Below are 25,407 nucleotides of genomic sequence, written 5' to 3'. Positions count from 1 at the left end.
CTAACACATCTCTACCAATACTACAATGCTAAAACGTTGTTTGCTCTTTTTTACAGCGATACTACTTATAAACAATTGCTTTGCGCAAGAAACTGTTCAAAAGAAGAACAAGTTAACAGATTCGGTTACCGAGGTTTTCCAGGTATTAAAAAGCAATAAGGCCATACGGCAGGGCTTATACCAGGCTTTATTTAAAAAGAAGATAACCGTAGCAAGCGGCGATTACAAAAATGATAAGCGCGCCGGCTTGTGGCAGTTTTACGATACCAAAGGCACGGTTATACAAACCTATAACTACGATACCCAAAAACTGTATTTTGAAGCACCGGAAGATACCACATCGGCATTACGGTACTTTATTGATAAAAACCTTGAACCAACCGATAAGGTAACCAAGCCCATTAAAATAGGCGGGCGCTATTACGGTTACATCCCCTACCTGCAGCTTTTTAAACTACCCGATTATTTGAACGAGCTAAACAGGCAGGCATTAATAAAGGCAGTTGTTGAATTATTGATAAGCCCCTATGGCCGCCTTGCCGATTACAAGGTGCATCTGTTTAGTCCTGAGGGCGAGGAACTACAGATTGTGAACATGAACATCGACCTGCCCAACCCTGCCGACAAGATATTTACCCCCACTACCCTAAATGGTGAGGCCGTATCATCGCGCATTATGATACGCTGCTTTGTTACCGATGCCGGCCATTTAGATTTTGACCATTGATAAATTGCGTTCTGATTTTCGGTTTTAAACTTTTTTTTATGCCGGATAATGTTATATTAGTTACATCACCCCAAACGAATTAAAACGAAAAAAAACGAAAAATCCCCGCATGACAGCGAAAAAAGTGAAAAACTTTATACAGGGATGTGGAATAGAAAACGAGTGATAAAAAAAGAGGCTATCCAATTTTGGACAGCCTCTTTTTTTTGTAAAATCATCTAATTAATGGGCGTGGTGACCATCAGGGCCATGTGCATGGCCATGTGACAGTTCCTCAGGCGTTGCCGGGCGAACGTTTAATATTTCGCCTTTAAAATGCAGTTCCTGGCCTGCCATAGGGTGGTTCATGTCCACAATAACCGAGTCTTCGGTAACTGATACAACCTGCCCCTGGAAACGGTTGCCATTGTTATCCTGCAAAGGTAAAACCTCGCCAATTTGCGGCAGATCAGTACCTTTAAACATCTCTATCGGCAAATTAGCTACAGCTTCTTCGTCAATTTCGCCGTAACCTTCTGCGGCAGATATGCGGAAATCGTAAGTATCGCCTGTTGAAAGGGTACTTAAATTTTCTTCAAAACGGGGAATCATCTGGCCTGCGCCAAACAAAAAGGTAAGTGGTTGCTCCTGGGTTGCACTTTCAACCAGGCTTTCAACGCCATCCTGTGTAGTGTACAAATCATAAGTTAATGACACTACATGTTGTGGTTCAATTTTCATTCTATCAATTTATAGTATAAGCAATTAGTTATTTATTTGTTTTAGGGCGCCTTCTAAATCATATGAGGGCAGCCCGCATGTTTTATCGCGGCATACAAAAACGCGGGTAGCTTTTTCAAACTTGCCTGTCAGCAAAGGTAACGTTCCTTTTTTACCGCCCAACATAATTTTGTTAGGGATGTAATGCTGCTCTAAGGCTACTCGCATCTCTTCGGCGTTGTCGCCGGTTATAGCCACTTCGTAAGTACCAAAAACCTCGTCAAGCAGCAGCATTGTCCAGTTAGCGTATGCTGTGCTGTATTTGGCAAGGTGTGGTACAATGTTGCGCAATAGTTGTGCCGATACTTCCAGATACCCTTCATTATCAAACAATAAACCTAATTTTTTAAGATTGCGCGCCATAACTGAGTTTGAAGCAGGTATAACCCCATCCATAATCTCTGATTTGCGGGCGATCAATTGCTCATCGTTATCAGCGGTGTAATAAAATATGCCACCTTCTGGGTTATAATAATGAGCCAGAGCGTAATCCGTTAGCTTTTGGGCCAGTATTGTCCAGTCTTCATTAAAGGTAACCTCGTATAATGCAATCAAGGCATCTATAACATTAGCATAGTCATCCAAAAATGTAGCTACATCGCTTTTACCTTCCTTTTTATATACACGCGAAAGCTTAGCGCCTGATAGCAGATTATTCACTATAAAATCAGCGTTTTTTAATGCTAATTCCAAATACGCGGATTGGTTAAATGCCCGGTAAGCCTCGCAAAGGCCTTTTAGCATCAGGCCGTTCCATGATGCCAGTATTTTATTATCCAGCCCCGGCCTAATTCGCTTGCTACGAGCATCTAATACCTTTTGGCGAGACGAATTTATACCGCTAACTAATTCATTAACAGTTAAACCCAGTTTTTCGGCAAGGTCTTCATCACTCTCTCGGCGAAAGAAAACGTTGGAGTGCTCCTCTTCCCAATTACCATCATCGGTAACGTGATAGTAAATATTAAATAGGTCAGCATCTTCTCCTAATATCTCGTCAATCTCAGCCTTGGTAAATATGTAAAATTTGCCTTCCTTTCCCTCACTATCGGCATCTAAAGCCGAGTAAAAACCACCATCAGGCGATGTTAATTCCCTGCTTACAAAGGTGATTATTTCATCTGCAATGGTTTTATATAGAGGGTCTGCTTGCCAGGTATAGGCTTCGGCGTACAGGCTAAGTAGCTGCCCATTGTCATACAGCATCTTTTCAAAATGGGGCACATGCCAAACGCAATCTACCGCGTAGCGGGCAAAACCACCGCCAATATGGTCGTATATACCCCCGAAGGCCATTTTACGCAGGGTAAGTTTTACATTATCGGCTATTCCCTTATCTTTCATCAGGTGTGCATAGCGCATTAAAAATAGCGAGTTATTTGGCATCGGGAATTTTGGGGCACCGCCAAAGCCACCCTCCTCCGGGTCGATGTATCGACGCCAGGTATTCATTATCACCTCCAGATCGGCTTTGGTATACTCGGGCTGCTCTTTAACAAAAGCCACCGACTCGTATTGATTTATGCCTTCGGTTAGCCTTACGGCATACTCTTCGGCTTCCTGTGGTTTTGTTTTATAAAAATCGGCCAGGTTAAACAGCAGGCTTGTCCAATCGTTTTTTCGGAAATAGGTACCGCCATAAATAGGCCGCTGGTCGGGCAGGCAAATGCAATTTAATGGCCAGCCGCCCCTGCCACTCATTAATTGCACAGCACTCATGTATATCTGGTCAACATCCGGGCGTTCTTCTCGGTCAACCTTTATACAAACAAAATATTCGTTCATAACACCCGCTACAGCCTCGTCTTCAAAGCTTTCGTGCTCCATTACATGACACCAGTGGCAAGCCGAGTACCCTATACTTACCAGTATCAACTTGTTCTCATCTTTAGCTTTTTGCAACGCCTCGGTGCCCCAGGGGTACCAGTTAACCGGGTTATTGGCATGCTGTAATAAATATGGCGAGGTAGAGTTGGCAAGACGGTTCATGCGGGTAGATTTGTATATATACAGAATTGGCTAAATTGTTAATTGTTTTACGGATGTGCAAACTATTTAACTTTAATAAATGCATTATCGCTTCGCCTTTCGTGCTAAAAAATTTAATTTCGCAGTACAAGAAAAGAGGAAAAGGATTTGGATTATTTACAAGGGTTAAACCCCGAACAAAAAGCCGCTGTACAACAAATAAAAGGCCCGGTTATGATCATAGCCGGTGCTGGTTCGGGCAAAACACGTGTTATTACTTACAGGGTTGCGCACCTTATTCGCAGTGGTGTAGATTCGTTTAACATACTGGTACTTACGTTTACCAATAAGGCAGCCCGCGAAATGCGCGAGCGTATCAATCATATTTGCGGCCCTGAGGCAAAAAACATTTGGATGGGTACCTTCCACTCGGTATTTGCAAAATTGCTGCGGGTTGAGGCTGATAAAATTGGCTACCCCAACAACTTTACTATTTATGATACCGACGATAGTAAAAGCGTACTGCGTGCCATTTTAAAAGAAATGCAGCTTGATGATAAGCTGTACAGCGTAAACTTTGTACTAAACCGCATATCTGCCGCAAAAAACAACCTGGTATCGTGGATGGAGTACCAACAAAATGAGCAGATACAAGCAGATGATTTTAGCAGCGGCCGTGGTATGTTGGGCAAAATATACGAAACCTATGTACAGCGCTGTTATCGCGCAGGAGCAATGGATTTTGATGATCTGCTGTTTAAAACCAACGAGCTTTTAAAAAACAATGCCGATGTACTGAACAAATACCAGCACAAGTTTAAATACCTGATGGTTGATGAGTACCAGGATACCAACTTTTCGCAATACCTTATTGTAAAGCGCCTTGCAGCCGTAAACGAAAACATTTGCGTGGTGGGTGATGACGCGCAAAGTATTTATGCTTTTCGTGGGGCCAACATTCAAAATATACTAAACTTTGAGAAGGATTACCCGGATCTTAAAATATTTAAGCTGGAACAAAATTACCGGTCGACACAAAACATTGTTAATGTAGCCAACAGCATTATATCAAATAATAAAGAGCAGCTTAAAAAGAATGTCTTTTCGGAAAAAGAAGCCGGCGATAAAATAAAAATAATGCGCGCCTTTAGTGATAACGAAGAAGGTAAGCTTGTGGCCGATGCCATTATGCAACAGCGCAGTACTAATGGACTAAAATGGCACGACTTTGCCATACTTTACCGCACCAATGCCCAATCCCGATCGATGGAGGAGGCTTTGCGTAAAAATGGTATCCCGTATAAAATCTACGGGGGCCTATCATTTTACCAGCGTAAAGAGATCAAAGACCTTATAGCATACTTCAGGCTTACGTTTAACCCGAACGACGAAGAAGCGCTAAAACGCGTTATTAACTACCCAAAGCGTGGAATTGGCGATACAACTGTTGACAGGATAATTGTTGCGGCTGATAAAAATAACATCACCCCATTTGAGGTTATCCTGGAATCGCACAGGTATATTGAGAAAACACCACCATCATTAAGCGCGTTTGCTGCCATGATACAAAGCTTTCAGGTGATCACAAAAAACCTGAGCGCTTATGAGTCGGCTTTGCATATTGCGCAGCATTCGGGCTTGTTAAAAGACCTATATGAAGATAAATCTGTAGAAGGGTTAAACCGCTACGAAAACATTCAGGAGCTATTAAACGGTATAAAAGAATTTAGCGAACGGGAGGATATCGAGGAAAAAGGCCTCGACATTTTTATGCAGGATATAGCTTTGCTAACCAATGACGACAAGGACAAAGATCCTAATGCCGACACCGTATCGTTAATGACCATACACTCTTCAAAAGGGCTCGAATTTCCACAAGTGCATGTAGTTGGACTTGAAGAAAACCTGTTTCCCTCGCAAATGTCGCTTAATTCGCGCAGCGATCTGGAAGAGGAACGCCGCTTGTTTTATGTGGCCGTTACCCGCGCCGAGTATAAGCTGACCATTAGCTATGCTACATCTCGTTTTAAATTTGGCACACTCATCAGCTGCGAACCCAGCCGCTTTTTAGATGAAATAGACGCCAAATACCTCGAGCTTGACTTTACCGCCAAGCCTGTGACCGCTTCAAGCAGTTCGTTTGATGATGAACGCAACGCATGGACCCGGAAAAGCGACACCTACTCGAAACCAAAGGCAGCTACTGCTCCGCCTGTTAAAACAACCTCTATACTTGCTAAGGCACATGTGCCGTCAGCGGGATTTAAGGTGTCTGATACATCAAACCTGCAGGTTGGTATGGAAGTAGAGCACGAACGCTTTGGTTTTGGCAAAGTAATAAGCCTTGAAGGCAATAAACCCGATATAAAGGCCACCATCTTTTTTAAAGAAATAGGACAAAAACAACTGCTGCTTAAATTTGCTAAACTGAGTATAATCCCCACTAATTAGTACATATAATACCCGTTAATTGTAGAACAAATTCCACGCTTTTTTATTTACATGTGTTTAACTATATGTTAACACAGCTAAATAGGGCCATATTAGGTTATGGCATTTGTTTTGGTTATTAGTTAATACCCTTTTCCCCTAATTAATTAATAATGTATATTATGAGTGATACAATTAAAAAGAAATCAAACAAATCAGCAGGCAAAAATATCCGTACCCTGCGCCACGAGCATGGCTGGAGCCAGGAGGATGTTGCTAATCGTTTAGGTATATCTATACCTGCGTTTTCGAAAATTGAAACCGGTGTTACCGATATCAATTTATCAAGGTTAGAACAGATCGCTAATATTTTTGAGGTAAGTGTGGTAAACCTTTTATCGCTTGAATATACCGAAGAGCCAAGCAATCAAGATTTGAGCTTAAATATTATTCAAAAGAAACTTTTAGATAGAGAAACAGAAATAACTAACCTGCAACGTAAAGTAATATTGCTTTACGAAGAATTGTTGAGCAAAAGCAGTATCGCTATTTAATAGTGTTCAATTTACAACACACGTAGAGTTTTCAGGCCTTTGTTGTAATAGTTTAAAGTTATACTTTCATTTAAGATAATTAAACTGCAATTAAATTATTTTAAATGAAATGTTTTTTGAGTAACAAAATGATTATTTTTTTACTTCCACAAATTTTTGGAGTTATTATTGTGTGTATGCATAGTATCATCTTATACTACTGCTATGTCAAATTACATGATATCAATTTCAAATACCGAAATGCTTAAAGCCGGCATTATTCACGACCCGGGTAGCAAGCTAAAAGTTAAGGCATTTGATATTTTAACATCAGGTTTTATACCCAGGAAAGGCGAAGTGCAATTTTTTGTGACCGCCGGCAACGAAACACTTGCATTTGAAACACGGGGCTACAGAAGGCACAGGCAGCTGCTTATTTTACAGATGATATCAAGATATTGTATATACCTGGGTTTGACAGAAGCACAGATACACAGCACCTGGCCAAGCTTCAGAAAAACGGCTTAAAAAACGCTCTTTCCGGAATCGTTTAACATTTCGCTCATTTCTATTATCTTCTGATCGATATCGGAAACGCATTTATCCATCATATTAATACATTCCTTTTCATCAACCAAGCCCTCTTTTTCAAGATTCATTAACCCCCTGAGGGTTGCTATCGGGCCACGTATTTGATGGGACAAATAGGATGAATAATCAGAAAGCTTTTTATTTTTAGTTTGGAGGTCTTTTGTACGTTCGTCAATAATTTCTTCGAGATGATGGTTAATGCGATCGAGATTGTCTTTCTGTCGCGATACTTCGCCATTCAACTCTGTTAGTTGTACGTTGGTTTTGGCTTTACGTTTAACATTGCTTATCAACAACACAATTACCACAAGCAATAAGCCCGATACCACTGTTGCCGCCCAAAACTTTATCCTGTCGTTTTGCTGCCTTTGTATGGTTAGCTCATTTTCCCGCTGTACGGCAGCTTGTTTAAACTGCTCCTGCAACATACTTATCTGGGTAGACTCGTTTGATATGTGAATACTGCTATCTTGCCTAAATATAAGTTGAAGGTAGTACAAAGCCCGTTCGTAATTTTTGCGCTTAGATTCTAACTGGTAAACTGTATAATTATAATCGGTAGTAAGTTTATCATCCTTTAACAACGTGGCATACGACTGACCCTCCTGCACAATTCTTTCAGCATCGTTAAATTTGCCTTGGGCTATATAAAGCGCAGCAAGGGTTAAGTTGGTACTGGCCACAATCTTATTCAGGTCGCCCTCTTTACCCGCTTTATTAGCAGCAACAAGTAACTGCTCGGCAATATCGTATTGATGCAGGTTGTAGTAAATAACCCCCCTATTTTGAAGACACTGTACCAGGTTGGTAGAATCTTTTATTTTAGAGAATATAACATTGCTTTTATCGTACCATATTAACGCCTGGTTAAAACTTTTTTTTCGGTAATAAACGTTACCGATATTCATGTACAACGAAGCGGTAACTTTAGGATCAGAAATTTGACGGGCAATTGACAGCGCATTTTTTAAATAATCTAATGCCTTGTCATTATTGTTATCCAGGTAAAGGTTACCAATATTATTATAAACTTTGGCCTGGCTACGTAGGTCATTTATCTTTTTAAAATAATCAAGAGCTTTTAAGTAGTCGCCAATAGCAGCGCCGGCCTGGTTAAGATAATATTTACCAACCCCCATTACACGGTAAGCCTCGCCTATCCCCCTGTTATATTGTAGCTTTTCGGCCATGTCAAGGGCTTTTTGTGCAACTTCAACAGTTTGCTCTGGATTTGTAAAACGGTTATTAAAGGCCTGGCTGTTTAAATTGTTAACCTCGGTAGTATCCGCGGCAGAAACATCGATGTACCCTTTTGCGTATACAGAACAACCGAATAGTAATAAAATAAAAAGGGGGTAAAATTTATTCATCAGGGCTCTATACGTTGATTTGTGCTGAAAGTTATAAAATTTATAATAAAATGAACAGAGAGTATAAAATTAGGAAAAAAGCTAAAGAAAATTTATTTTTAATTATTGCGTGAAAATTAAAAAACATATTTATATTTGCATTGTTAATATACTGATTGTTAATAAGTTATGTGCTTGTTAATATATTATTGTTTTTAACAAAACGAATATCATTTACCGTGTGATTTACAAACTATCAGTTATAATTTTACTATAACAACATTTTAACACCACAGGTTATTTGATGCAATTTAATTTATATTAAATACAATATTAAAATTATATGAAAAAATTATTCCTGTTAGTTGTAATTGTAGCAGGTTCGTTACAAGCATGCGTTAAACAAAACAATGTAAAAGTAATGGGCGTAATACTTAAAAGCAATATATGGATAAGAAAAGATATCGGTGTAGCCGATTAAAGTTCATCCTTGCAAAACATAACAATAGATCAAAAACAAAAATTAAATATAAAAAAATGAAAAAGACCGTCATCGCAGCAGCATTATTTTTAGTAACAGGCATTTTAGCTTCATGCAAAAAAGAGGCGACAACAAAACCTACTGCTACTATTGAACATAATACAGTATCTACTAAAAAAGATATTGGCACTGCCGACTGATCTTTTCAATATAATTAACCAACAGACTTAAAACATTTAAAAAATAAAATCATGAAAAAAGTAATCACCGCCGCATTAGTAATATTAACCACTGGTATTTTATCAGCTAACACAATTGTAGCTAAACGCGATACTGCTACTACAACTACTCAACAACCTACTACCAAAAAGGATATTGGTACCGCTGACACTAAAAAAGACATAGGTACTGCCGACACTAAAAAAGACATTGGCACCGCCGACTAATTAATAATAGTATAACCATAACAAATCATTAAAAACATTCAAAATATAACCATCATGAAAAAAGTAATCATAGCAGCAGCATTAGTTTTAACTACAGGCTTATTATCAGCTAACAACCACAATACAAAACGCGATACTACTTCAACATCTACAACAAAAAAAGATATTGGTACTGCTGACACTAAAAAAGACATTGGTACTGCCGACACTAAAAAAGACATAGGCACCGCTGATACTAAAAAAGATATAGGTACTGCCGACTAATTAATAATAATACATACCAACAACAGATCATTAAAACATTTTAAAATATAAGCATCATGAAAAAAGTAATCATAGCAGCAGCATTAGTTTTAACTACAGGCATATTATCAGCTAACAACCACAATACAAAACGCGATACTACTTCAACATCTACAACAAAAAAAGATATCGGTACCGCTGATACTAAAAAAGACATTGGTACTGCCGACACTAAAAAAGACATAGGCACCGCTGATACTAAAAAAGATATAGGTACTGCCGACTAATTAATAATAATACATACCAACAACAGATCATTAAAACATTTAAAATATAAACATCATGAAAAAAGTAATCATAGCAGCAGCATTAGTTTTAACTACAGGCATATTATCAGCAAATACAAACACCACAAAACGCGATACTACTTCGACATCTACAACTAAAAAAGATATTGGTACTGCTGACACTAAAAAAGACATAGGCACTGCCGACACTAAAAAAGATATTGGTACCGCTGATACTAAAAAAGACATTGGTACTGCCGACTAATTATCAATTACACCTAAACGAATATTAAAACAGAATCATGAAAAAGATCATCATCATAGCCGCTATAGTATTAACATCAGCCGTTACCGCATTTTCGTTAACCAGGACAGAAAGCAAAGCCGAGCAAGCTAAAATTAAATCAGAAACTTCAAACTTTGGTGTTAAGGATTCGTCAACCCCAAAATCTGATATTGCCACTGCCGACTAATTAATGCCAATAAAAAAGCCTTACACGAATATTGATTCATGTAAAGCTTAACTGTTCTTAAAGAGTTTTATTAGTACTATATGATTGCTAAATGCCTTAAGGCTATTTGCAATTATCAAGCTTATATACTAAGGTATAACCAGCTTTAGTATTTAACTGTTCGCGGCCATTGGCTTTATTATAAACTGATGGCTTTTGCTCCAACTGCTGTGCCGATAATTTAAAGGCAACTGCAAGTGTATCAGTCATCCCCTCTTGCATAAAGCTCCATACCGCTTTAATATCATTACCCTTCATAGTTCCCAATAAGGTGCCCTTACGGCTATCTTTCTCTTTAGGCATCCAATTCATCTCCCCGCTTACCTTACCCGCATTTATTACTAAATGTACCTTTGTTGTATCCTGGTTATTTGTGCCCTCTGTCCGCATAAAGCAATACTCCATATTTTGGGCAGGCGTATTTAAACTGGTTGCAAGCGCCGTGTCGGTACCGGCAGTATCCCCGTTTACTGAGTCGGCCGGAGTGTTTTTATGACTGTTACCCGCGCATGATGCCAAAGCAAGGGCGCATATAATTACGTATTGTTTCATTTAATTTTTTCTATTGATACACATCAACTACAATTATATAAGTAAAAAGTTCGGCAGCTAAATTAGTAGCTCGTTTTTCGAATAAAAATAAAGCCTTTCAAAACAATATGCTGCTAAAAACCTTTTTAGCTTAACTAATATGTTTACAACCTGCAAAATGTGGGTAAATACACGTATTTAGCAATAAATTTGTTAATTATAACGTTAAAATGGGCGTGGTATTAATTTGTTAGTTAAGTATAAATACATATATTGCCACCCATAATACAACCAATTATTGTTCTACTTTTATAAACAATAAAGTAGTATAAAACAAAACGCAATTAATTCAGTTACAAACTAAAAAACTAAAACTTCGCATTATGGCAGATCAAAAATCAGGTGGCATAACCGCCTATTCAGTTAAAACAAAAACTAAAAATGTACCGATGATCGATCCGGTTATCGACATTAAGTCTGGCAGGTATATTGCAACCGGCAAAGACAGTGAAGGCAACAAAATGGCAGCTATAATGGGCAAAGCTACTGCAGAAGAGCATATTAAAAATGGCAACGCCAAAAAAGGTTCTGGCTGGTAAATAATATTTTCTTAAAAAGCCGGTTAGCGTATGCTAACCGGCTTTTTTTTGCTTTAAATTTTCTTGGCCCAGTTGCCATAGGGGTTTAGTGATAGACTTGCATTTGTATACCTGCTATCGTTACTTACCTCCGCTCCCACCCAATCCGGCTTTTCAAAATAATCGTCTTCCTTTTCAAGTTCTATTTCGGCTATAATTAGGCCTGCATTTTCTCCGTCGAAAACATCAACCTCCCATAACTTACCGCCAAATTGTATATTATACCTGGTTTTTGATATAACTGATGTAGCAAACTCTTTTAATATATCATTACCCTCATTTACCGGTATAGTGTATTCAAATTCGCTTCGGCTAATGCCTTTAGTTGCGCCTTTTAAAGTGATGTAAGCTGCGCTATCAGTAACGCGTATACGCACGGTCCGCCTTTCTTCGCTTAAAATATAGCCCTGTTTATATAGGTTTCCATTAGGTTTATTAACTACGGTCCATCTTGTTTTATCCACTAAAAATTTCCGTTCAATTTCTGTTGCCATGTATTAAAGGTGTTACTTTTTGCTATTAGGCCAAAGGTATGTTCAAACTTGTACAATAAACGCCTATGCTAAAAGTTAATGATATGTTAAAACTTTAACCTTTCAACATGCTGTACGGCTAAATGTTTATATTAGCCACTGTTACATTTAAGTACTTATGAACCTGAAACGATTTACACTAACATTGCTGTTAGTTACCAATTTAACCGTTGCCGCATTTGCTCAAAAAGACACTATTGGTTTAAATAGTATTATTACTAAAACAACACGGTTTATTACTAATTACCCCATCGAAAAAGTTTATCTGCATTTAGATAAACCTTTTTATGCGGCCGGCGATAGTATTTGGTTTAAGGCTTATGTAACTATTGATAAACACCAGCCAACGGTATTAAGTACCATTGTATATGTTGATATAACCAATTCGCAAGACTCTATAATGCGTTTAATAAAGCTACCTGTTGTAAATGGTGTAGCGTCGGGATGCATACCGCTAACTACAGATTATAAACAAGGTAATTATCATTTACGTGCTTACACCGGCTGGATGCGCAACTTCGACCCGGATTACATGTACAATAAAACAATATCAATAGGTAATGCTATTGAAACTGCCATACAAGCCGACGCTTTTTTTAATACAACAGCCAATACAGGCAAAGTTAAGGTAGATGCCCGTATTAATTACAAAGACGTTGATGACCTTGCTCTGCCTAATAAAAAGGTGAGCTGGGTAGTTAAAAACGCTACCAGCGACGAAATTAGCAAGGGCAAAGGTACTACCGATGCTAATGGCAACTTAATGATAAGCTTTACCGGCACTAATGCCAGCACCTTGCAAAACTGCCAGTTAGTGGCAGTAATTGAAATGGGTAACCGCAGAGAGATCACTAATACGTTTCCGCTTAAAACATCCATTATACTTAAGGATGTCCAGTTTTTCCCTGAAGGGGGTGAGCTTACCGTTGGTGTACGGTCTAAAGTAGCTTTTAAGGCCGTTACTACAACCGGCATGGGTATTAATGTAAAAGGAACAGTCACGGATAATACCGGGGCCGTGGTTGCCAATCTTTCATCAGAACATTTGGGAATGGGTGTATTTGCATTTATGCCCGAAGAAGGTAAAAGCTACAAAGCCAACATTACATTTGCAGATGGAACACAGGCCAGTTACGATCTGCCGCGAGCCCAGCTATCAGGCATCAACCTGTCCGTTTTTAACAACGACCCGGTAAACCTTAATATCAGGCTATCGGCAAACGAGACCTTTTTCAAGATCAATCAAAACAAAAGCTACTATATTATTGCGCAAAATGGCGGTGCCATATATTTTGCCGCACAAACCACGCTGCAAAGCCAAATTTACAGCGCAGGTATTCCTAAAAGTAAATTCCCTACAGGGCTGGTGCAGCTTACCTTATTTTCTGACCGGGGCATCCCTTTAAGCGAGCGGGTAGTTTTTATACAGCATAACGATATGCTTGACCTTACCATGGCTGCCGATAAAAAAATATACAGTACCCGCCAAAAAGTAAAAATAACCGTCTCGGCAAAAAACAAGGCGTTGCCGGTTGCAGGTAGTTTCTCGGTTTCGGTTATTGATGAATCAAAGGTTCCTTTTAATGAAAACGCCGAAACAACTATATTAACCAACCTGCTGCTTACATCCGAGGTAAAGGGATATATTGAAGAGCCCAACTATTATTTCATCAGCAAAGACGAAAACGCAGCGGCAAACCTTGATATTTTAATGCTTACTCAAGGTTATCGCCGTATATCGTACAATAACATTCGTAACGACAGGTTCCCTCAGGTAATTGTTTTGCCTGAGCAGCAAGGGCTGGAGGTAACCGGCATGCTACGTAACAATACCGGTTTACCTATAGCCAAAGGTAGTTTACGTATGCAAATACCATCAAAAAACTTTTATGCCGAAACCATTTCGGATATGACCGGCAATTTCAAGTTCTCAAAGTTGGCTTTCCCTGATTCGTCGCAGGTTACTATTAGCGCAAGGGGTAACTATAACAGTAAAAATTTAATGATATCTGTAAACGGCGAAACATATACCCCGCCTACACACAACCCCAACGCACTTGATGCGGTAGCCAACATTGATAGTTTATACAAGCCCTACATGCTTAACAGTAAAAAGCGATACGACAACCTGCATATTTTAAAAGAAGTAACTATAAAATCAACCTCAGCTGTGAAAAAAGCAAGCCATGATGATTACCCGGGCTTTGCCGGGTTACCAATGCAGGCCGACCAAACAATAACCGGCGAAAGGGTAAAAGATTGTAATGATCTTAGGCAGTGCCTGCCATCCTTACTCCTTGGACTAACCGCAGATGAAACTAACGTGTACTTTGCAGCCAATTACACTAAGCCGGACAAAAAACCTATACAAATATTTTTAAACGGTAAACCTATAGACTATAGTTACCTAAGCACACAAAACCCTAAAATGGTTGAGACAATAGAAGTATTTAAAAAAGATGGCTTTAGCGGTGCTAACAAAACATACGATAGCGACGGTTTGATATTTATCAATATGAAAAAGATTGTTTCGACAAAGATATCACTGGCCGAATTTCAGGAAATGTTGCCAAAAGGCAACCTGCTTAACTTTACTGCGCAAGGCTATACCGTATCTAAAGAGTTTTATTCACCAAAATACGATGTACCAAAGCCGGGACTTGCATTTGGCGGCGACTTAAGAAGCACTATTTTTTGGAGCCCAAAAGTAATAACCGACAAAACAACCGGCACAACATCATTTGAATACTATAACGCCGATGGCCGTGGTAGCTACCGTGCAACTATAGAAGGTTTTGACGCGGATGGTAACCTGGGCCGTTACATATTGCGATATACCGTTAAATAGCACTATTGTTCGGTTATATTGGGCCAATAATTAATTTGCATTGCGGCAATATTATTCCGTAGCTTTAATAAACCTAAAACTTAAAGCATTATGGATCTATCACTTGTAAACTGGCCGGCTGTTATAGTAGCAGCTCTGTCCGCTTTTATCATCGGCGGTATCTGGTATTCGCATACCCTTTTTGGCAAAGCATGGATGGCCGACAGCAACCTAACTACGGAAGCTATCAAAGCGGGCAACAAAGGTAAGATATTTGGTTTCACAGCATTCTTCTCGTTATTAATGGCTGTTAACCTGGCTATGTTCTTAGCCGAACCCAAAACGGATGTAACCTGGGGAGCAACCGCTGGTTTCCTTGCCGGTATATGGACGTTTAGCGCCATTGCTATCCATAGTTTATTTGAACTAAAAAGCTGGCGGCTGATATTTATTAATGGCGGATACAGTATTGTATCATTAACTTTAATGGGTGCCATAATAGGTCTATGGCGATAACAGGCTATTGCTTTTCCAGCTGCTTATAACCAAGAATTATGACACTTTTATGTTTGGCCGTGCCGAACAATGTGCCTTGCTTTGGCGTTAACTTTATTTGATAATTATTAAAAACTATCAGCATGAGTAACGAAACTGCAACATCGCAAAAAACATTTAATATAGGCGGCGAATTAACCGTAAACCGTTTAGGTTATGGTGCAATGCGCATTACAGGTAAAGGCATTTGGGGCCCACCAAAAAATCACGACGAAGCCATTAAAGTATTAAAGCGTGCTATAGAATTAGGCGTAAATTTTATAGATACGGCCGATAGCTATGGCCCGCATATATCTGAAGAGCTGATCGCTGAAGCGCTGTACCCATACCCTGCCGACCTTGTAATTGGTACAAAAGGCGGCCTACTGCGCACCGGCCCCGATCAGTGGCCCATTAATTCGAGCCCGGCACATTTAAAAGAGGCTTTGGAGGGTAGTTTAAAACGCCTTAAGCTGGATGCCATTGAACTATATCAACTGCACCGCATTGACCCTAATGTACCTGCCGAAGAAAGCTTTGAATTTTTAAAGCAATCACAAATTGACGGTAAAATAAGGCACATTGGCCTATCTGAAGTAGATATAGAAGATATAAAAAAGGCGCAGGACTTTTTTGAGGTGGTATCGGTACAAAATATGTATAGTGTTGATAACCGCAAATGGGAAGGTGTTTTAAACTATTGCGAGGATAACGATATTGCCTTTATACCATGGTTCCCGCTTAATGCAGGGAATGTGGCCAGTCAGGAGATCTTGAAAAGCGTTGCCGAAAAACATGGAGTAACAGTTCACCAGGTAGCGTTAAGCTGGTTGTTAAATCACTCGCCTAATATATTACTCATTCCGGGTACCTCAAGTGTTGAGCATTTAGAAGAAAATATGAAAACAGCCAACGTAACACTGGATGCTGATGATATTGATAAACTTGACAGCATATCGCCACCGGTTGGTTAATAACTGCAACAAAAAAGGATACCAGATAAACGGTATCCTTTTTTGTTATGCGTATTTTTACAGGGATGAAAAGTAAAGAAGAAATACTATACAGCTATTATACCGAAGCAAAAGACGGCCTGCCCGAAATATCTGCCGACGACCTGTTAAAAGCATTAGATGAATATGCAAGCCAAAGTTTTAATGCCGCCAGGGAGATAAATAATACCGAACCAGTATTTGCCACCTACACCGATTATTTAGCAAAACTGGAAGCTAATAAGCCCGGTCAATCAGATAAAATACGTTTAATTGCAGATAACGTAGTATCGCAGTTTTTACCAACCGACCCTGCAATTAAAGAGTTTTCATTCGATTTTAAAACAGATGGCGTTAATTATACCGCTTGCTATACCAAAAACCAACAGGGATATTGGGAATATATATCCTTTAAATAATTTTGCGTACTGCAATATTTTTTAATTTTGACTTTTAACTTTTGAGTTAAACGGTAGCTACCTTAAACGGTTTAACATCTACCGTTTCCCATATACCTTGTGTAATATAGGGTTCGCTTTTTTTCCATGCTTCAAGGCCCTCTTCGCTTTCAAACTGCAGCACCATTACCGATCCTATCATTTTACCTTCATCGTTTAACAAAGCGCCACCTAAAACATAATTACCACTTTCTTTAAGCGCCTTTGCACCATCTAAATGATGGGGGCGTATACTCATTCGGCGGTCTAAGGCACCTTCGTCGGTGTAGTCGTAGCCTGTTACAATATATTGATTCATGAGGGTTACAATAAGTTATTTCAGTTTTAACAAATAAATGCAAGTTCTGTTTAGCAAGCAAACTTTTTGCTAAAATATCCGTAGCTATAAATTAATAACTGTAATTTTTACAATAATAACTGTAAGTTTTACATATTTGCTTTGTAACTGAGAATAACACCTATGAGCGCACAACTGCACCAAAGTTTTTTTGATTTATATAAAAAAGAAGCCACCCAAGCGTACTTCTCGCCGGGAAGGGTAAATCTTATTGGCGAGCATATTGATTACAATGGAGGGCTTGTAATGCCCTGTGCAATAACATTTGGCACCTACCTACTGGTGGCACCTAACAACGATAATGTATTCAGATTTAAAAGCTTAAACTTTAAGGATGAGGCCGAAGTATTGCTGCAAGGCAATCATGTTAAAATAGATGAACTTTGGTACAATTACCCTGTAGGAATTATCAACTTTTTTTTAAAGAATGGTAAAAGTTTACAGGGGCTTGATATGCTTTTTTATGGTGATATACCTATTGGTTCGGGTTTGTCTTCATCGGCCTCTATAGAGGTAGTTACTGCTTTTGCCTTAAACCAAATATCCGATTCGGGTTATAGTAAGCTGGAACTGGTAAAGCTATCGCAAAATGTAGAGAACAAGTTTATTGGCGTTAGTTGCGGTATTATGGATCAATTTGCCGTAGCCTTTGGCGAAACTAACAAAGCCCTGATGCTGAATTGCGACACACTGGATTACGAAGCGGTTAACAGCAACCTGGGCGATCATGTGTTGGCTATTATTAATACCAATAAACCGCGTAAGCTTTCCGAATCTAAATATAACGAGCGTGTGCAGGAATGCCAAACTGCCCTTACTGCCTTAAAGCAGGAATTAAACATTAATCACCTGTGCGATATAGATACCGCTACGTTTGAAGAACATAAACACTTAATTACCGATACCACCGTACAAAAACGAGCCCTGCATGTAGTAGAAGAGAACGACCGGGTAAAACTGGCTGCCAAAGCTTTAAGCGATAATAACCTAACAGCGTTTGGCCGGCTGATGTATGCATCCCATGACTCATTACGGTATCTGTACGAGGTAAGCGGTAAAGAGTTGGATACTGTGGTTGAATACGCCAAAACAGATACAGCGGTGACAGGTGCCCGCATGACTGGTGCCGGCTTTGGTGGCTGTGCAATAGCCTTGGTGCAAAAAGATGCCTTTGATCAATTTAGCAAACAGCTAACCGCTTATTATACCGATAAAATTGGTTATGCGCCATCGGTTTATAGTTCGTTAATTGGTAATGGGGTTGGCGAGCTGTTTGACGCGGTAAAATTGTAATTTTGCCCCATGCGCAAATTAAAACTCGACGAACTTAACCGTGCAACTGTAGATGAATTTAAAGCACAGGACAAACTGCCTGTAGCCGTTGTGCTTGATAATGTGCGCAGCATGCACAACATAGGCTCCATATTCCGTACTTCGGATGGTTTTGCTGTTGAACAGGTTTGCCTTTGTGGTATTACCGCCCAACCCCCACATCGCGAAATAGAAAAAACAGCCTTAGGCGCCACACAAGCCGTAAGCTGGGCCTACTTTGAAACCCCATTACAGGCCGTTGAAGCCTTACGCGCCAATGGCTACCAAATAATTGCCATTGAGCAAGCCGAAAACAGCATTATGCTAAACACTTTTACTCCTGTCGCGGGCAATAAGTACGCTTTAATATTTGGCAACGAGGTTAACGGTGTAAGCGACGAGGTAATGGAGCAGATAGATACCTGTATCGAAATCCCGCAGTTTGGCACCAAGCATTCCTTTAACATTGTGGTTTCGGCAGGTATTGTTTTGTGGGATTTTTATTCAAAAATTATAAAATAACTGTAGGGTTTGCTTATCTTGATTGCCTTGATTAAACCTACATGCAACACTTTCACAATTCAAACCGGCCGTTAACTTCCCGGTTGCTATTCCTGGCGCTAAAAGTTTTTATTTGTTTAACTCCTCTTTTATTCAGTTCCAATTTATTCGCCCAAACAGAAAGCGAAGATGACGAGGAGGAGGAGGAAATTTCAGTCAATTGGGAAGTGTTTACCAATGATACGGCAGCCTTTTCTGTTAAATTACCTGGTAACCCAATAACCCGCCAGCAAAGCATGATAAATCCAAAAACAAATAGCCCCTATTTGTTAAAAATGTATCTGGTTACGGATACAAATAATATGATAAATTACCTGATAAGGTATAACGACTTCCCGGCGGGGATGTATCTTGCGGATAAACAAAAAACTTTTGACGCAGTGGAGCAGGATTTTAAAGCAAAAAATGCTCAAATAAAAAGCTCTTATCCTATTGTTAAGGATGGTTTTGAAGGCAGAGAAATAAGATTCTCCATTCAAAATTATAACTGTATTGCGCGGCTTATTTTACGCGGCAACCGTATCTATTTCCTATTAAAACAAAATTTGAACACGGGCGAAGAAGTTAATGACGATGACGAATTTTTCTCGTCATTTACATTACTCCCTTACAAAACAGCACCCTTGGTTGCCTACGAAAGTAAAGAAGGTGATTTTAAAGCAAAAGTGTTTGAAAAGATGGTGGAATTATCTGCTACCACGCACGAATACAATTCATACCTTATAGCCGATAAAAGTATTTTTTCAACCAATCCTTATAGTGGCGGCCTTTATGCCATAGACCACGCTACCATTAGCAAGTATTATAGAATAAACAACCCTGATAGCCTTTTTAAAAACATTTATACCGGATTTAGAAAATACACGGACACGTTGATAAAAAACGATACTATACGCATTAACGGTTATCGAGGTGTGGATTTCGTATTGAAAAAAAAGGCGTCGGAAGATAAAAGCAGATATCGTGTGCTATGGAATAATGGCGATGTGATCTTTAATTATGCATACCTTTCAAGCGACGAAATATACACTAATGCTAACAACGAGTTTTATAATGGCATCACATGGCTTAAAAGCGGCAAACCAATAGATCTTACTTCATCAAAAGCCAAACTTATAACCGACGACTTAAGGAACAGTGATACCACCACATACAACTACGCTCATGGAGCACTATCTTATTATCATTTTGATAAACAAGAACTACCATATATCTATAATGCTTTAGCCGAAACTTATAAAGACGATACACTTTACACTGGCACACGTCACAAATTGCTTACCGTGTTGGAAAAGGTAAACGACGACAAAACTATCAATGAGCTGGTTAACCTTTATAAAAAAACCGATGTTGAATTGCTGAAAACAAAGGCACTTGCCGCCATCCCGGCGGTTGATTGGAAACAAGGATTAGATATATACCTCAATTTATTACTTACAGAACCAAAGGTATTTAAAGAGTATAGCAATGAAGTATTTAGCCCCTTATACGATTCGTTAAGCTATGCAGCAATTAATTACGATAAGATATTAGCGTTATTTAAATATCCGGAATACAAAAAAAACATCTTAAGATTAACAAGATCGATATTGGGTGATGAAAGAATACCGAACAGAATTCAACTTATAAAAAGTCGTTTTAGAAAGATTACAGAGTTTGCAAATAGCGATTTGGCGATTTACCTTAAAAAAGATTCCTCCAACTTAATGATATCTGAAATTTATAGCTACCTGCAAATAATGAACAGCATAAAAGCGGAGCCACTTACAGATGCATTTACTGCCAAAATTATAGCCAAAGATACCTATGATGGCGAAATAGCCGATGCAGTGATTACACGGCTTAATAATAATTTGCCGGTTAATCAATTAGTACTAAACAAAGCTTTAGATAACATAAGTAATAGATATGCGGTATTAGAAGCATTAAGTCAAAACGGCAAATTACTCAAAGCTAATCCTAAATTTATTACGCCAATAGAACTTGGAAAGACATTTCTTTATAAATATGTAGTTGATGATGAAGAGTATACTCCCGATAAAATAACGCTAATAGGTACAATTGTAAACCAAAATAAACTTTACTACGCCTACAAATTTATAGTTCCTGATGATGGGGACAATAAGGAATATATTGGTATTGCCGGGCCACTCAAAAAAGTAGGTCAACCCAATTTCAACAATCAGAATGCATACACACAATGGGAAGAAAAAGGGAGTAACTGGCAGGAACAGGCAAAAAAAATGATTGCTAAATTAGCAGAGATTAACAGCCCCAAAAGCAGCCAATAAACCATGACCCCTCTCGCCAAAAAACTGCTTATTAAACCCGGCCAGCGTTGGCTGATGCTACATGCGCCTGAAAGTTTTTTGGCTTCTTTGGAGCCTTTGCCCAATGGAGTGAGTTTTTCTTACCATACCGTAGGCAGTTTTAATGGGGTTCTCCTATTTGTTAAAAACAGCAAGGAATTTGCCCTCGGGTTAACTGAATTAAAATCAATTTTAACCGACGATACGATTTTTTGGGTTATCTATCCCAAACAAAACAAAGGCATAGAAACCGACCTGAATATGATGAGCGGATGGGAACAATCAAAAGCACATGGTCTGCGCCCGGTAGCAGCAGTGGCCGTTAACGACGTGTGGACCACTCTCCGATTCCGTCCCGAAAAGTTGGTTAAGCACTCCGATAGCAGTGTAGAATCTATTAAAAAGCAAAATGATTATTCCGCATACATTAATCCTGAAAAGAAACAGGTAACCCTACCTGATGATGTAGCTGCAGCCTTAAGCACTGCCCCAACTGCCATGGCAGCTTACCAAAGCCTCGCATGGTCGAACCGTAAAGAATATATTGTTTGGATACTGGATGCCAAACAGGAAAAGACCCGAACAGACAGAATGGCGAAGATGGTAGATAAGCTATTGGCTGGTAAGAAGAACCCTTCTGAAAAATAAAATCGTTTAAATTTAAAAAACTCATGTAAAAATTTGCTTTATTCATTTTATACTCTACATTTGTAGAGTATAATTTATAAATGTAGAGCAATATGAAACTTTCTAAAAAGGAAGAAGAACTAATGGAGTACTTGTGGTCGCTTAAAAAAGCATTCATGAAAGACCTGCTGGATATCTACCCCGAACCAAAACCCGCTACCACCACTATAGCTACCCTGCTTAAACGTATGGCCGATAAAGGATTTGTAAATTACACCACCTTTGGTAACTCAAGGGAATACTATCCATTAATTGCTAAAGCCGACTACTTCTCGACTCATGTAAACGGCCTTATTAAAAACTTTTTCAATAATTCAGCTTCGCAGTTTGCCTCTTTCTTTACCCGCGAAACCAATTTATCTGCATCGGAGTTGGAGGATTTTAAAAAAATTATAGACCTGGAAATTCAAAAAAAGAAAAAATGACAGTATACCTCATCAAATCGGGCATTTGCTTGCTGCTTTTACTGGCTGCCTACCTTCTGCTGCTCGAGAAAGAGAAAATGCTCCGTTTTAACAGGTTTTTCTTGCTGGCAAGCCTGGTATTAAGTTTAACAATACCTGTATTTACTATTCAATTACCAGCTGTTAAATTACCAATGGCGCGGATAGCACCTGTACAATATATCTTAGATAATGATATATCTGCTACAGTAACTACCCACCATCATATACCCACCAATAATATTACTATACCAGGCGATGTGCTACCATTATCCTTTTACCTGCTTATAACCTATGCAATTATTGTCTGTATTCTGTTTATCCGCTTTATCAGAAATCTATTGGTTATTTATGCTTCTATCCAAAACAATACACAGGTAACCAGTTATAACGCCACTATTGTGCTTGTACCTGGTGATATCATTCCATATAGTTTTTCAAAATACATCTTCGTTAGCAAAAATGCCTATGAAAACAGCGCAATCGAAAATGAACTTTTATTGCATGAGCTAACACACGTTAACCAAAAGCACACACTCGATATCCTTTTCATCGAAATGCTAAAAGTTATATTTTGGTTTAACCCTGTATTTATACTTTACAAGCGGGCCATACAGCTTAACCACGAGTTTTTGGCAGATGAAGGTGTTTAGATGCCCAAACTAATTTAAAGGGCTATCAGCACCTGCTGCTGTCAAAAGCATGCATTTGTCCCCATCTATCGCTAACCAGTAACTTCAATTATTCTATAACTAAAAAAAGATTGATCATGATGAACCAAACTACTTCTAAATTTAGGGCGATGCTAAAGGGACTTGCATTGTTACCAGTATTATTTATACTTGTATTTTTTGTATGCGCTAAAGCCACTGCTCAGCAGAAACAGCCTGTAGAAACTATTACAGATACAGTAAAAGCCAAAAAGCTTTATAAGAGCCCATATATTACCCTAAGAGATAAACATGGCAAAACGGCATTTTATAGAACTGTTAAAGACCTTACACCCGAAGAAAAGAAAAAGATAAAGTTCCCTGCACCGGGTAGCTTTTATAAACCCGATAAAATATCGCCAAATGCAAAGCAGCTAAACTCATGGGCAACCAAATCGATATATGGTGTATGGCTCGATGGTAAAAGGGTTAAAAATGAGGCGTTATCTAATTACAGTAATACCGATTTTGTTTACTACACCAGCAGTCCCTTAACCAAACAAGCTATTAATTATGGTAAAGAATACTTTCAGATAGAGTTGTACACCGCAGCTGGTTATGATAAAACCTTTGTCACATGGAAAGACAGAAAGGCTGCCTATGTCACAATCACCGATACAAATGATAAGACTAAATAGCTTAGTTTACATAATTAGGTATGCCTACAAACAAACAAAGCGCCTTATGGGCGCTTTGTTTGTTATATAAGATTTAGGGGTTGCTTAATAAAATACCTGCTCAAACTGGTTAACAGCATCTTTGCTTTCCAGGTTTGAGTGGCCCATCAAAAACTCATCTACCTTGCGGGCAGCCTCGCGGCCTTCAGATATTGCCCATACCACTAACGATTGCCCGCGGCGCATATCGCCGGCTGCAAACACTTTACCTACATTAGTACGGTATATACCCTCTTTGGCTTTAACGTTCTTGCGTTCGTCAAGGCTTACGTGCAATTGTTGTAAAGCACCTTCAAACTGCGGGTTTAAAAAGCCCATAGCTAAAAATACGCGCTGGCAAGGTATCTCGCGTTCCGAACCTTCTACCTCGTTAAATTTAATTGGGCGGCCCATTACATCTAATTCCCAGCTTACATCGGTTACCTTTAAAGCTCTTAGGTTGCCATTTTCGTCGCCTAAAAACTCTTTGGTATTAATACCCCATGAACGCTCAACACCTTCCTCGTGCGAGCTGGTGGTTTTAAGCACCATTGGGTAGGTTGGCCATGGCATATGTGGCGTGCGCTGCTCAGGCGGCTGCATCATCACTTCAAATTGCTTAACCGAACGTGCACCCTGGCGGTTTGATGTACCTACGCAATCGCTGCCGGTATCGCCGCCGCCTATTACCACTACATCTTTATCAGTAGCAACAATTTCCTCTGCCTCAACGGCTATATTGCTAACACGTTTGTTTTGCTGTTTTAAAAAGTCCATTGCAAAATGCACACCTTTTAACTCTCTGCCGGGGATAGGCAAATCGCGCGGAATGGTTGAACCACCCGCCAAAACCACTGCATCATGGTTGCGTACTATCTCGTCGGCACCAATGGTTTTGCCAACTTCAACGTTGCATTTAAATACAACGCCGTCTTCTTCCATTACCTGTATGCGGCGGTCTATCACCCATTTTTCCAATTTAAAATCGGGTATACCGTAACGCAGCAAGCCACCGGGGCGGTCATCACGTTCAAATACGGTAACCGTGTGGCCTGCCTTACTTAATTGCGCAGCAGCAGCCAAACCCGCAGGCCCCGATCCTACAACAGCAACTTTTTTGCCCGATTTAATTAGCGGTGCAACAGGCTTAACCATATTTTTTGAGTAAGCTATCTCGATGATGTGCTTCTCTATTTCTTCTATCGCAACTGCGGGTTTATTTATACCCAATACACAAGCCGACTCGCACGGAGCAGGGCATATACGGCCTGTAAACTCCGGGAAGTTATTGGTTGATGAAAGTATTTCGTATGCTTCTTCCCAATTTTTACGGTAAACAGCATCGTTAAACTCGGGTATAATGTTGCCCAGCGGGCATCCTGAATGACAAAAAGGTATTCCACAATTCATACAGCGGGCCGATTGCTGGTTTAGCTTCTCGTCCGAATACAAACTAACAAACTCATTATAGTTTTTAACCCTTTCGGCAACAGGTGTTTTTTGAGGGAGCTCCCTGTTAAATTCCTGAAATCCTGTAACTTTTCCCATAATATT

27 protein-coding genes are annotated in these 25,407 nt (G+C 39.3%); 20 read left to right on the top strand and 7 right to left on the bottom strand.

Annotated features, from left to right (window positions below):
• Window positions 1-25: 25 nt before the first annotated feature.
• The gene (locus FFF34_002180) at window positions 26-727 is read left to right on the top strand and encodes a hypothetical protein (GenBank protein TSD66232.1); all 702 of its coding nucleotides are present in this window, start codon (window positions 26-28) and stop codon (window positions 725-727) included.
• A 222-nt stretch (window positions 728-949) separates the two neighbouring features.
• Here the strand turns inward: FFF34_002180 and FFF34_002175 are convergent, their stop codons facing one another.
• Together FFF34_002175 and FFF34_002170 are read right to left on the bottom strand one after the other, a co-directional pair.
• A complete protein-coding gene (locus tag FFF34_002175) occupies window positions 950-1,447 on the bottom strand; it encodes a peptidylprolyl isomerase (GenBank protein TSD66231.1) in 498 nt (165 codons plus the stop codon).
• A 24-nt stretch (window positions 1,448-1,471) separates the two neighbouring features.
• Window positions 1,472-3,475: a thioredoxin domain-containing protein gene (locus tag FFF34_002170; protein ID TSD66230.1), complete on the bottom strand. Its 2,004-nt coding sequence runs from the start codon at window positions 3,473-3,475 to the stop codon at window positions 1,472-1,474.
• 147 nt (window positions 3,476-3,622) lie between these two features.
• On the opposite strand from FFF34_002170, the gene FFF34_002165 reads away from it, so the two are divergent.
• From FFF34_002165 to FFF34_002155, 3 genes are all read left to right on the top strand, one after another.
• Window positions 3,623-5,905 carry an AAA family ATPase gene (locus FFF34_002165; protein ID TSD66229.1) on the top strand — a complete coding sequence of 761 codons (2,283 nt, stop codon included), beginning with the start codon at window positions 3,623-3,625 and terminating at the stop codon, window positions 5,903-5,905.
• A 161-nt stretch (window positions 5,906-6,066) separates the two neighbouring features.
• Window positions 6,067-6,438, top strand: coding sequence for a helix-turn-helix transcriptional regulator (locus FFF34_002160; GenBank protein ID TSD66228.1), 372 nt, complete (start codon window positions 6,067-6,069; stop codon window positions 6,436-6,438).
• Between the two features lie 216 nt (window positions 6,439-6,654).
• Window positions 6,655-6,945, top strand: a complete 291-nt coding sequence (locus FFF34_002155) for a hypothetical protein (GenBank protein TSD66227.1) — start codon at window positions 6,655-6,657, stop codon at window positions 6,943-6,945.
• Here the strand turns inward: FFF34_002155 and FFF34_002150 are convergent.
• Window positions 6,942-8,378, bottom strand: coding sequence for a tetratricopeptide repeat protein (locus FFF34_002150; GenBank protein ID TSD66226.1), 1,437 nt, complete (start codon window positions 8,376-8,378; stop codon window positions 6,942-6,944). The genes FFF34_002155 and FFF34_002150 overlap by 4 nt on opposite strands.
• Before the next feature lie 711 nt (window positions 8,379-9,089).
• Between FFF34_002150 and FFF34_002145 the strand changes: the two genes are divergently transcribed.
• The 4 genes from FFF34_002145 to FFF34_002130 are packed head-to-tail and all read left to right on the top strand — an operon-like array spanning window position 9,090 to window position 10,079.
• Complete coding sequence (locus tag FFF34_002145; GenBank protein TSD66225.1) at window positions 9,090-9,284, top strand: hypothetical protein; 195 nt, start codon at window positions 9,090-9,092, stop codon at window positions 9,282-9,284.
• Window positions 9,285-9,338: 54 nt separating this feature from the next.
• Window positions 9,339-9,548 (top strand): hypothetical protein, encoded by a 210-nt coding sequence (locus tag FFF34_002140; protein ID TSD66224.1) that lies wholly within the window; start codon window positions 9,339-9,341, stop codon window positions 9,546-9,548.
• A 56-nt stretch (window positions 9,549-9,604) separates the two neighbouring features.
• Window positions 9,605-9,814, top strand: coding sequence for a hypothetical protein (locus FFF34_002135; GenBank protein ID TSD66223.1), 210 nt, complete (start codon window positions 9,605-9,607; stop codon window positions 9,812-9,814).
• Between the two features lie 55 nt (window positions 9,815-9,869).
• Window positions 9,870-10,079 (top strand): hypothetical protein, encoded by a 210-nt coding sequence (locus FFF34_002130; protein ID TSD66222.1) that lies wholly within the window; start codon window positions 9,870-9,872, stop codon window positions 10,077-10,079.
• A gap of 310 nt (window positions 10,080-10,389) precedes the next feature.
• Here the strand turns inward: FFF34_002130 and FFF34_002125 are convergent, their stop codons facing one another.
• Complete coding sequence (locus FFF34_002125; protein ID TSD66221.1) at window positions 10,390-10,878, bottom strand: hypothetical protein; 489 nt, start codon at window positions 10,876-10,878, stop codon at window positions 10,390-10,392.
• 362 nt (window positions 10,879-11,240) lie between these two features.
• Between FFF34_002125 and FFF34_002120 the strand changes: the two genes are divergently transcribed.
• Window positions 11,241-11,456 (top strand): hypothetical protein, encoded by a 216-nt coding sequence (locus FFF34_002120; protein TSD66220.1) that lies wholly within the window; start codon window positions 11,241-11,243, stop codon window positions 11,454-11,456.
• Window positions 11,457-11,509: 53 nt separating this feature from the next.
• On the opposite strand, the gene FFF34_002115 is transcribed toward FFF34_002120, so the two are convergent.
• On the bottom strand, window positions 11,510-11,989 hold the full coding sequence (locus FFF34_002115; GenBank protein ID TSD66219.1) for a CYTH domain-containing protein: 480 nt from the start codon (window positions 11,987-11,989) through the stop codon (window positions 11,510-11,512).
• Between the two features lie 157 nt (window positions 11,990-12,146).
• Between FFF34_002115 and FFF34_002110 the strand changes: the two genes are divergently transcribed.
• From FFF34_002110 to FFF34_002095, 4 genes are all read left to right on the top strand, one after another.
• Window positions 12,147-14,876 (top strand): carboxypeptidase regulatory-like domain-containing protein, encoded by a 2,730-nt coding sequence (locus tag FFF34_002110; protein TSD66218.1) that lies wholly within the window; start codon window positions 12,147-12,149, stop codon window positions 14,874-14,876.
• A gap of 90 nt (window positions 14,877-14,966) precedes the next feature.
• Window positions 14,967-15,371, top strand: coding sequence for a DUF1761 domain-containing protein (locus tag FFF34_002105; GenBank protein TSD66217.1), 405 nt, complete (start codon window positions 14,967-14,969; stop codon window positions 15,369-15,371).
• A gap of 122 nt (window positions 15,372-15,493) precedes the next feature.
• A complete protein-coding gene (locus tag FFF34_002100) occupies window positions 15,494-16,363 on the top strand; it encodes an oxidoreductase (protein ID TSD66216.1) in 870 nt (289 codons plus the stop codon).
• 47 nt (window positions 16,364-16,410) lie between these two features.
• On the top strand, window positions 16,411-16,800 hold the full coding sequence (locus tag FFF34_002095; GenBank protein ID TSD66215.1) for a hypothetical protein: 390 nt from the start codon (window positions 16,411-16,413) through the stop codon (window positions 16,798-16,800).
• 46 nt (window positions 16,801-16,846) lie between these two features.
• On the opposite strand, the gene FFF34_002090 is transcribed toward FFF34_002095, so the two are convergent.
• On the bottom strand, window positions 16,847-17,137 hold the full coding sequence (locus FFF34_002090; protein TSD66214.1) for a hypothetical protein: 291 nt from the start codon (window positions 17,135-17,137) through the stop codon (window positions 16,847-16,849).
• Between the two features lie 162 nt (window positions 17,138-17,299).
• Here FFF34_002090 and FFF34_002085 point away from each other — a divergent pair, with 162 nt between their 5' ends.
• The 7 genes from FFF34_002085 (at window position 17,300) to FFF34_002055 (ending at window position 23,835) form a co-directional block, all read left to right on the top strand.
• Entirely contained in the window at window positions 17,300-18,469 is a 1,170-nt protein-coding gene (locus FFF34_002085; protein ID TSD66213.1) for a galactokinase, read from the top strand.
• Between the two features lie 9 nt (window positions 18,470-18,478).
• On the top strand, window positions 18,479-19,009 hold the full coding sequence (locus tag FFF34_002080; GenBank protein TSD66212.1) for an RNA methyltransferase: 531 nt from the start codon (window positions 18,479-18,481) through the stop codon (window positions 19,007-19,009).
• A 41-nt stretch (window positions 19,010-19,050) separates the two neighbouring features.
• On the top strand, window positions 19,051-21,339 hold the full coding sequence (locus FFF34_002075; GenBank protein ID TSD66211.1) for a hypothetical protein: 2,289 nt from the start codon (window positions 19,051-19,053) through the stop codon (window positions 21,337-21,339).
• Window positions 21,340-21,342: 3 nt separating this feature from the next.
• Window positions 21,343-22,005: a YdeI/OmpD-associated family protein gene (locus tag FFF34_002070; protein TSD66210.1), complete on the top strand. Its 663-nt coding sequence runs from the start codon at window positions 21,343-21,345 to the stop codon at window positions 22,003-22,005.
• Window positions 22,006-22,097: 92 nt separating this feature from the next.
• Window positions 22,098-22,469: a BlaI/MecI/CopY family transcriptional regulator gene (locus FFF34_002065; protein ID TSD66209.1), complete on the top strand. Its 372-nt coding sequence runs from the start codon at window positions 22,098-22,100 to the stop codon at window positions 22,467-22,469.
• Window positions 22,466-23,140, top strand: a complete 675-nt coding sequence (locus FFF34_002060; protein TSD66208.1) for a hypothetical protein — start codon at window positions 22,466-22,468, stop codon at window positions 23,138-23,140. Before FFF34_002065 ends, FFF34_002060 begins: the two co-directional genes overlap by 4 nt.
• Window positions 23,141-23,256: 116 nt before the next feature.
• Entirely contained in the window at window positions 23,257-23,835 is a 579-nt protein-coding gene (locus tag FFF34_002055; protein ID TSD66207.1) for a hypothetical protein, read from the top strand.
• 84 nt (window positions 23,836-23,919) lie between these two features.
• On the opposite strand, the gene FFF34_002050 is transcribed toward FFF34_002055, so the two are convergent.
• The gene (locus FFF34_002050) at window positions 23,920-25,401 is read right to left on the bottom strand and encodes a glutamate synthase subunit beta (GenBank protein TSD66206.1); all 1,482 of its coding nucleotides are present in this window, start codon (window positions 25,399-25,401) and stop codon (window positions 23,920-23,922) included.
• Window positions 25,402-25,407: the final 6 nt, after the last annotated feature.

The organism is Inquilinus sp. KBS0705 (genome assembly GCA_005938025.2).
Lineage (GTDB): Bacteria > Bacteroidota > Bacteroidia > Sphingobacteriales > Sphingobacteriaceae > Mucilaginibacter.
The sequence above is the reverse complement of the archived record's forward strand: the minus strand, read 5'-3'. Positions and strand labels throughout refer to the sequence as shown.

Bases quoted from the DNA above. Each gene is read 5' to 3' on its own strand.
- FFF34_002075 (TSD66211.1), top strand. From the start codon at position 19,051: ATGCAACACTTTCACAATTCAAACCGGCCGTTAACTTCCCGGTTGCTA.
- FFF34_002160 (TSD66228.1), top strand. From the start codon at position 6,067: ATGAGTGATACAATTAAAAAGAAATCAAACAAATCAGCAGGCAAAAAT.
- FFF34_002050 (TSD66206.1), bottom strand. From the start codon at position 25,401: ATGGGAAAAGTTACAGGATTTCAGGAATTTAACAGGGAGCTCCCTCAA.
- FFF34_002060 (TSD66208.1), top strand. From the start codon at position 22,466: ATGACAGTATACCTCATCAAATCGGGCATTTGCTTGCTGCTTTTACTG.
- FFF34_002095 (TSD66215.1), top strand. From the start codon at position 16,411: ATGCGTATTTTTACAGGGATGAAAAGTAAAGAAGAAATACTATACAGC.
- FFF34_002055 (TSD66207.1), top strand. From the start codon at position 23,257: ATGATGAACCAAACTACTTCTAAATTTAGGGCGATGCTAAAGGGACTT.
- FFF34_002140 (TSD66224.1), top strand. From the start codon at position 9,339: ATGAAAAAAGTAATCATAGCAGCAGCATTAGTTTTAACTACAGGCTTA.
- FFF34_002145 (TSD66225.1), top strand. From the start codon at position 9,090: ATGAAAAAAGTAATCACCGCCGCATTAGTAATATTAACCACTGGTATT.
- FFF34_002085 (TSD66213.1), top strand. From the start codon at position 17,300: ATGAGCGCACAACTGCACCAAAGTTTTTTTGATTTATATAAAAAAGAA.
- FFF34_002130 (TSD66222.1), top strand. From the start codon at position 9,870: ATGAAAAAAGTAATCATAGCAGCAGCATTAGTTTTAACTACAGGCATA.
- FFF34_002065 (TSD66209.1), top strand. From the start codon at position 22,098: ATGAAACTTTCTAAAAAGGAAGAAGAACTAATGGAGTACTTGTGGTCG.
- FFF34_002080 (TSD66212.1), top strand. From the start codon at position 18,479: ATGCGCAAATTAAAACTCGACGAACTTAACCGTGCAACTGTAGATGAA.
- FFF34_002105 (TSD66217.1), top strand. From the start codon at position 14,967: ATGGATCTATCACTTGTAAACTGGCCGGCTGTTATAGTAGCAGCTCTG.
- FFF34_002110 (TSD66218.1), top strand. From the start codon at position 12,147: ATGAACCTGAAACGATTTACACTAACATTGCTGTTAGTTACCAATTTA.
- FFF34_002170 (TSD66230.1), bottom strand. From the start codon at position 3,475: ATGAACCGTCTTGCCAACTCTACCTCGCCATATTTATTACAGCATGCC.
- FFF34_002115 (TSD66219.1), bottom strand. From the start codon at position 11,989: ATGGCAACAGAAATTGAACGGAAATTTTTAGTGGATAAAACAAGATGG.
- FFF34_002120 (TSD66220.1), top strand. From the start codon at position 11,241: ATGGCAGATCAAAAATCAGGTGGCATAACCGCCTATTCAGTTAAAACA.
- FFF34_002155 (TSD66227.1), top strand. From the start codon at position 6,655: ATGATATCAATTTCAAATACCGAAATGCTTAAAGCCGGCATTATTCAC.
- FFF34_002180 (TSD66232.1), top strand. From the start codon at position 26: ATGCTAAAACGTTGTTTGCTCTTTTTTACAGCGATACTACTTATAAAC.
- FFF34_002070 (TSD66210.1), top strand. From the start codon at position 21,343: ATGACCCCTCTCGCCAAAAAACTGCTTATTAAACCCGGCCAGCGTTGG.
- FFF34_002125 (TSD66221.1), bottom strand. From the start codon at position 10,878: ATGAAACAATACGTAATTATATGCGCCCTTGCTTTGGCATCATGCGCG.
- FFF34_002090 (TSD66214.1), bottom strand. From the start codon at position 17,137: ATGAATCAATATATTGTAACAGGCTACGACTACACCGACGAAGGTGCC.
- FFF34_002100 (TSD66216.1), top strand. From the start codon at position 15,494: ATGAGTAACGAAACTGCAACATCGCAAAAAACATTTAATATAGGCGGC.
- FFF34_002135 (TSD66223.1), top strand. From the start codon at position 9,605: ATGAAAAAAGTAATCATAGCAGCAGCATTAGTTTTAACTACAGGCATA.
- FFF34_002150 (TSD66226.1), bottom strand. From the start codon at position 8,378: ATGAATAAATTTTACCCCCTTTTTATTTTATTACTATTCGGTTGTTCT.
- FFF34_002175 (TSD66231.1), bottom strand. From the start codon at position 1,447: ATGAAAATTGAACCACAACATGTAGTGTCATTAACTTATGATTTGTAC.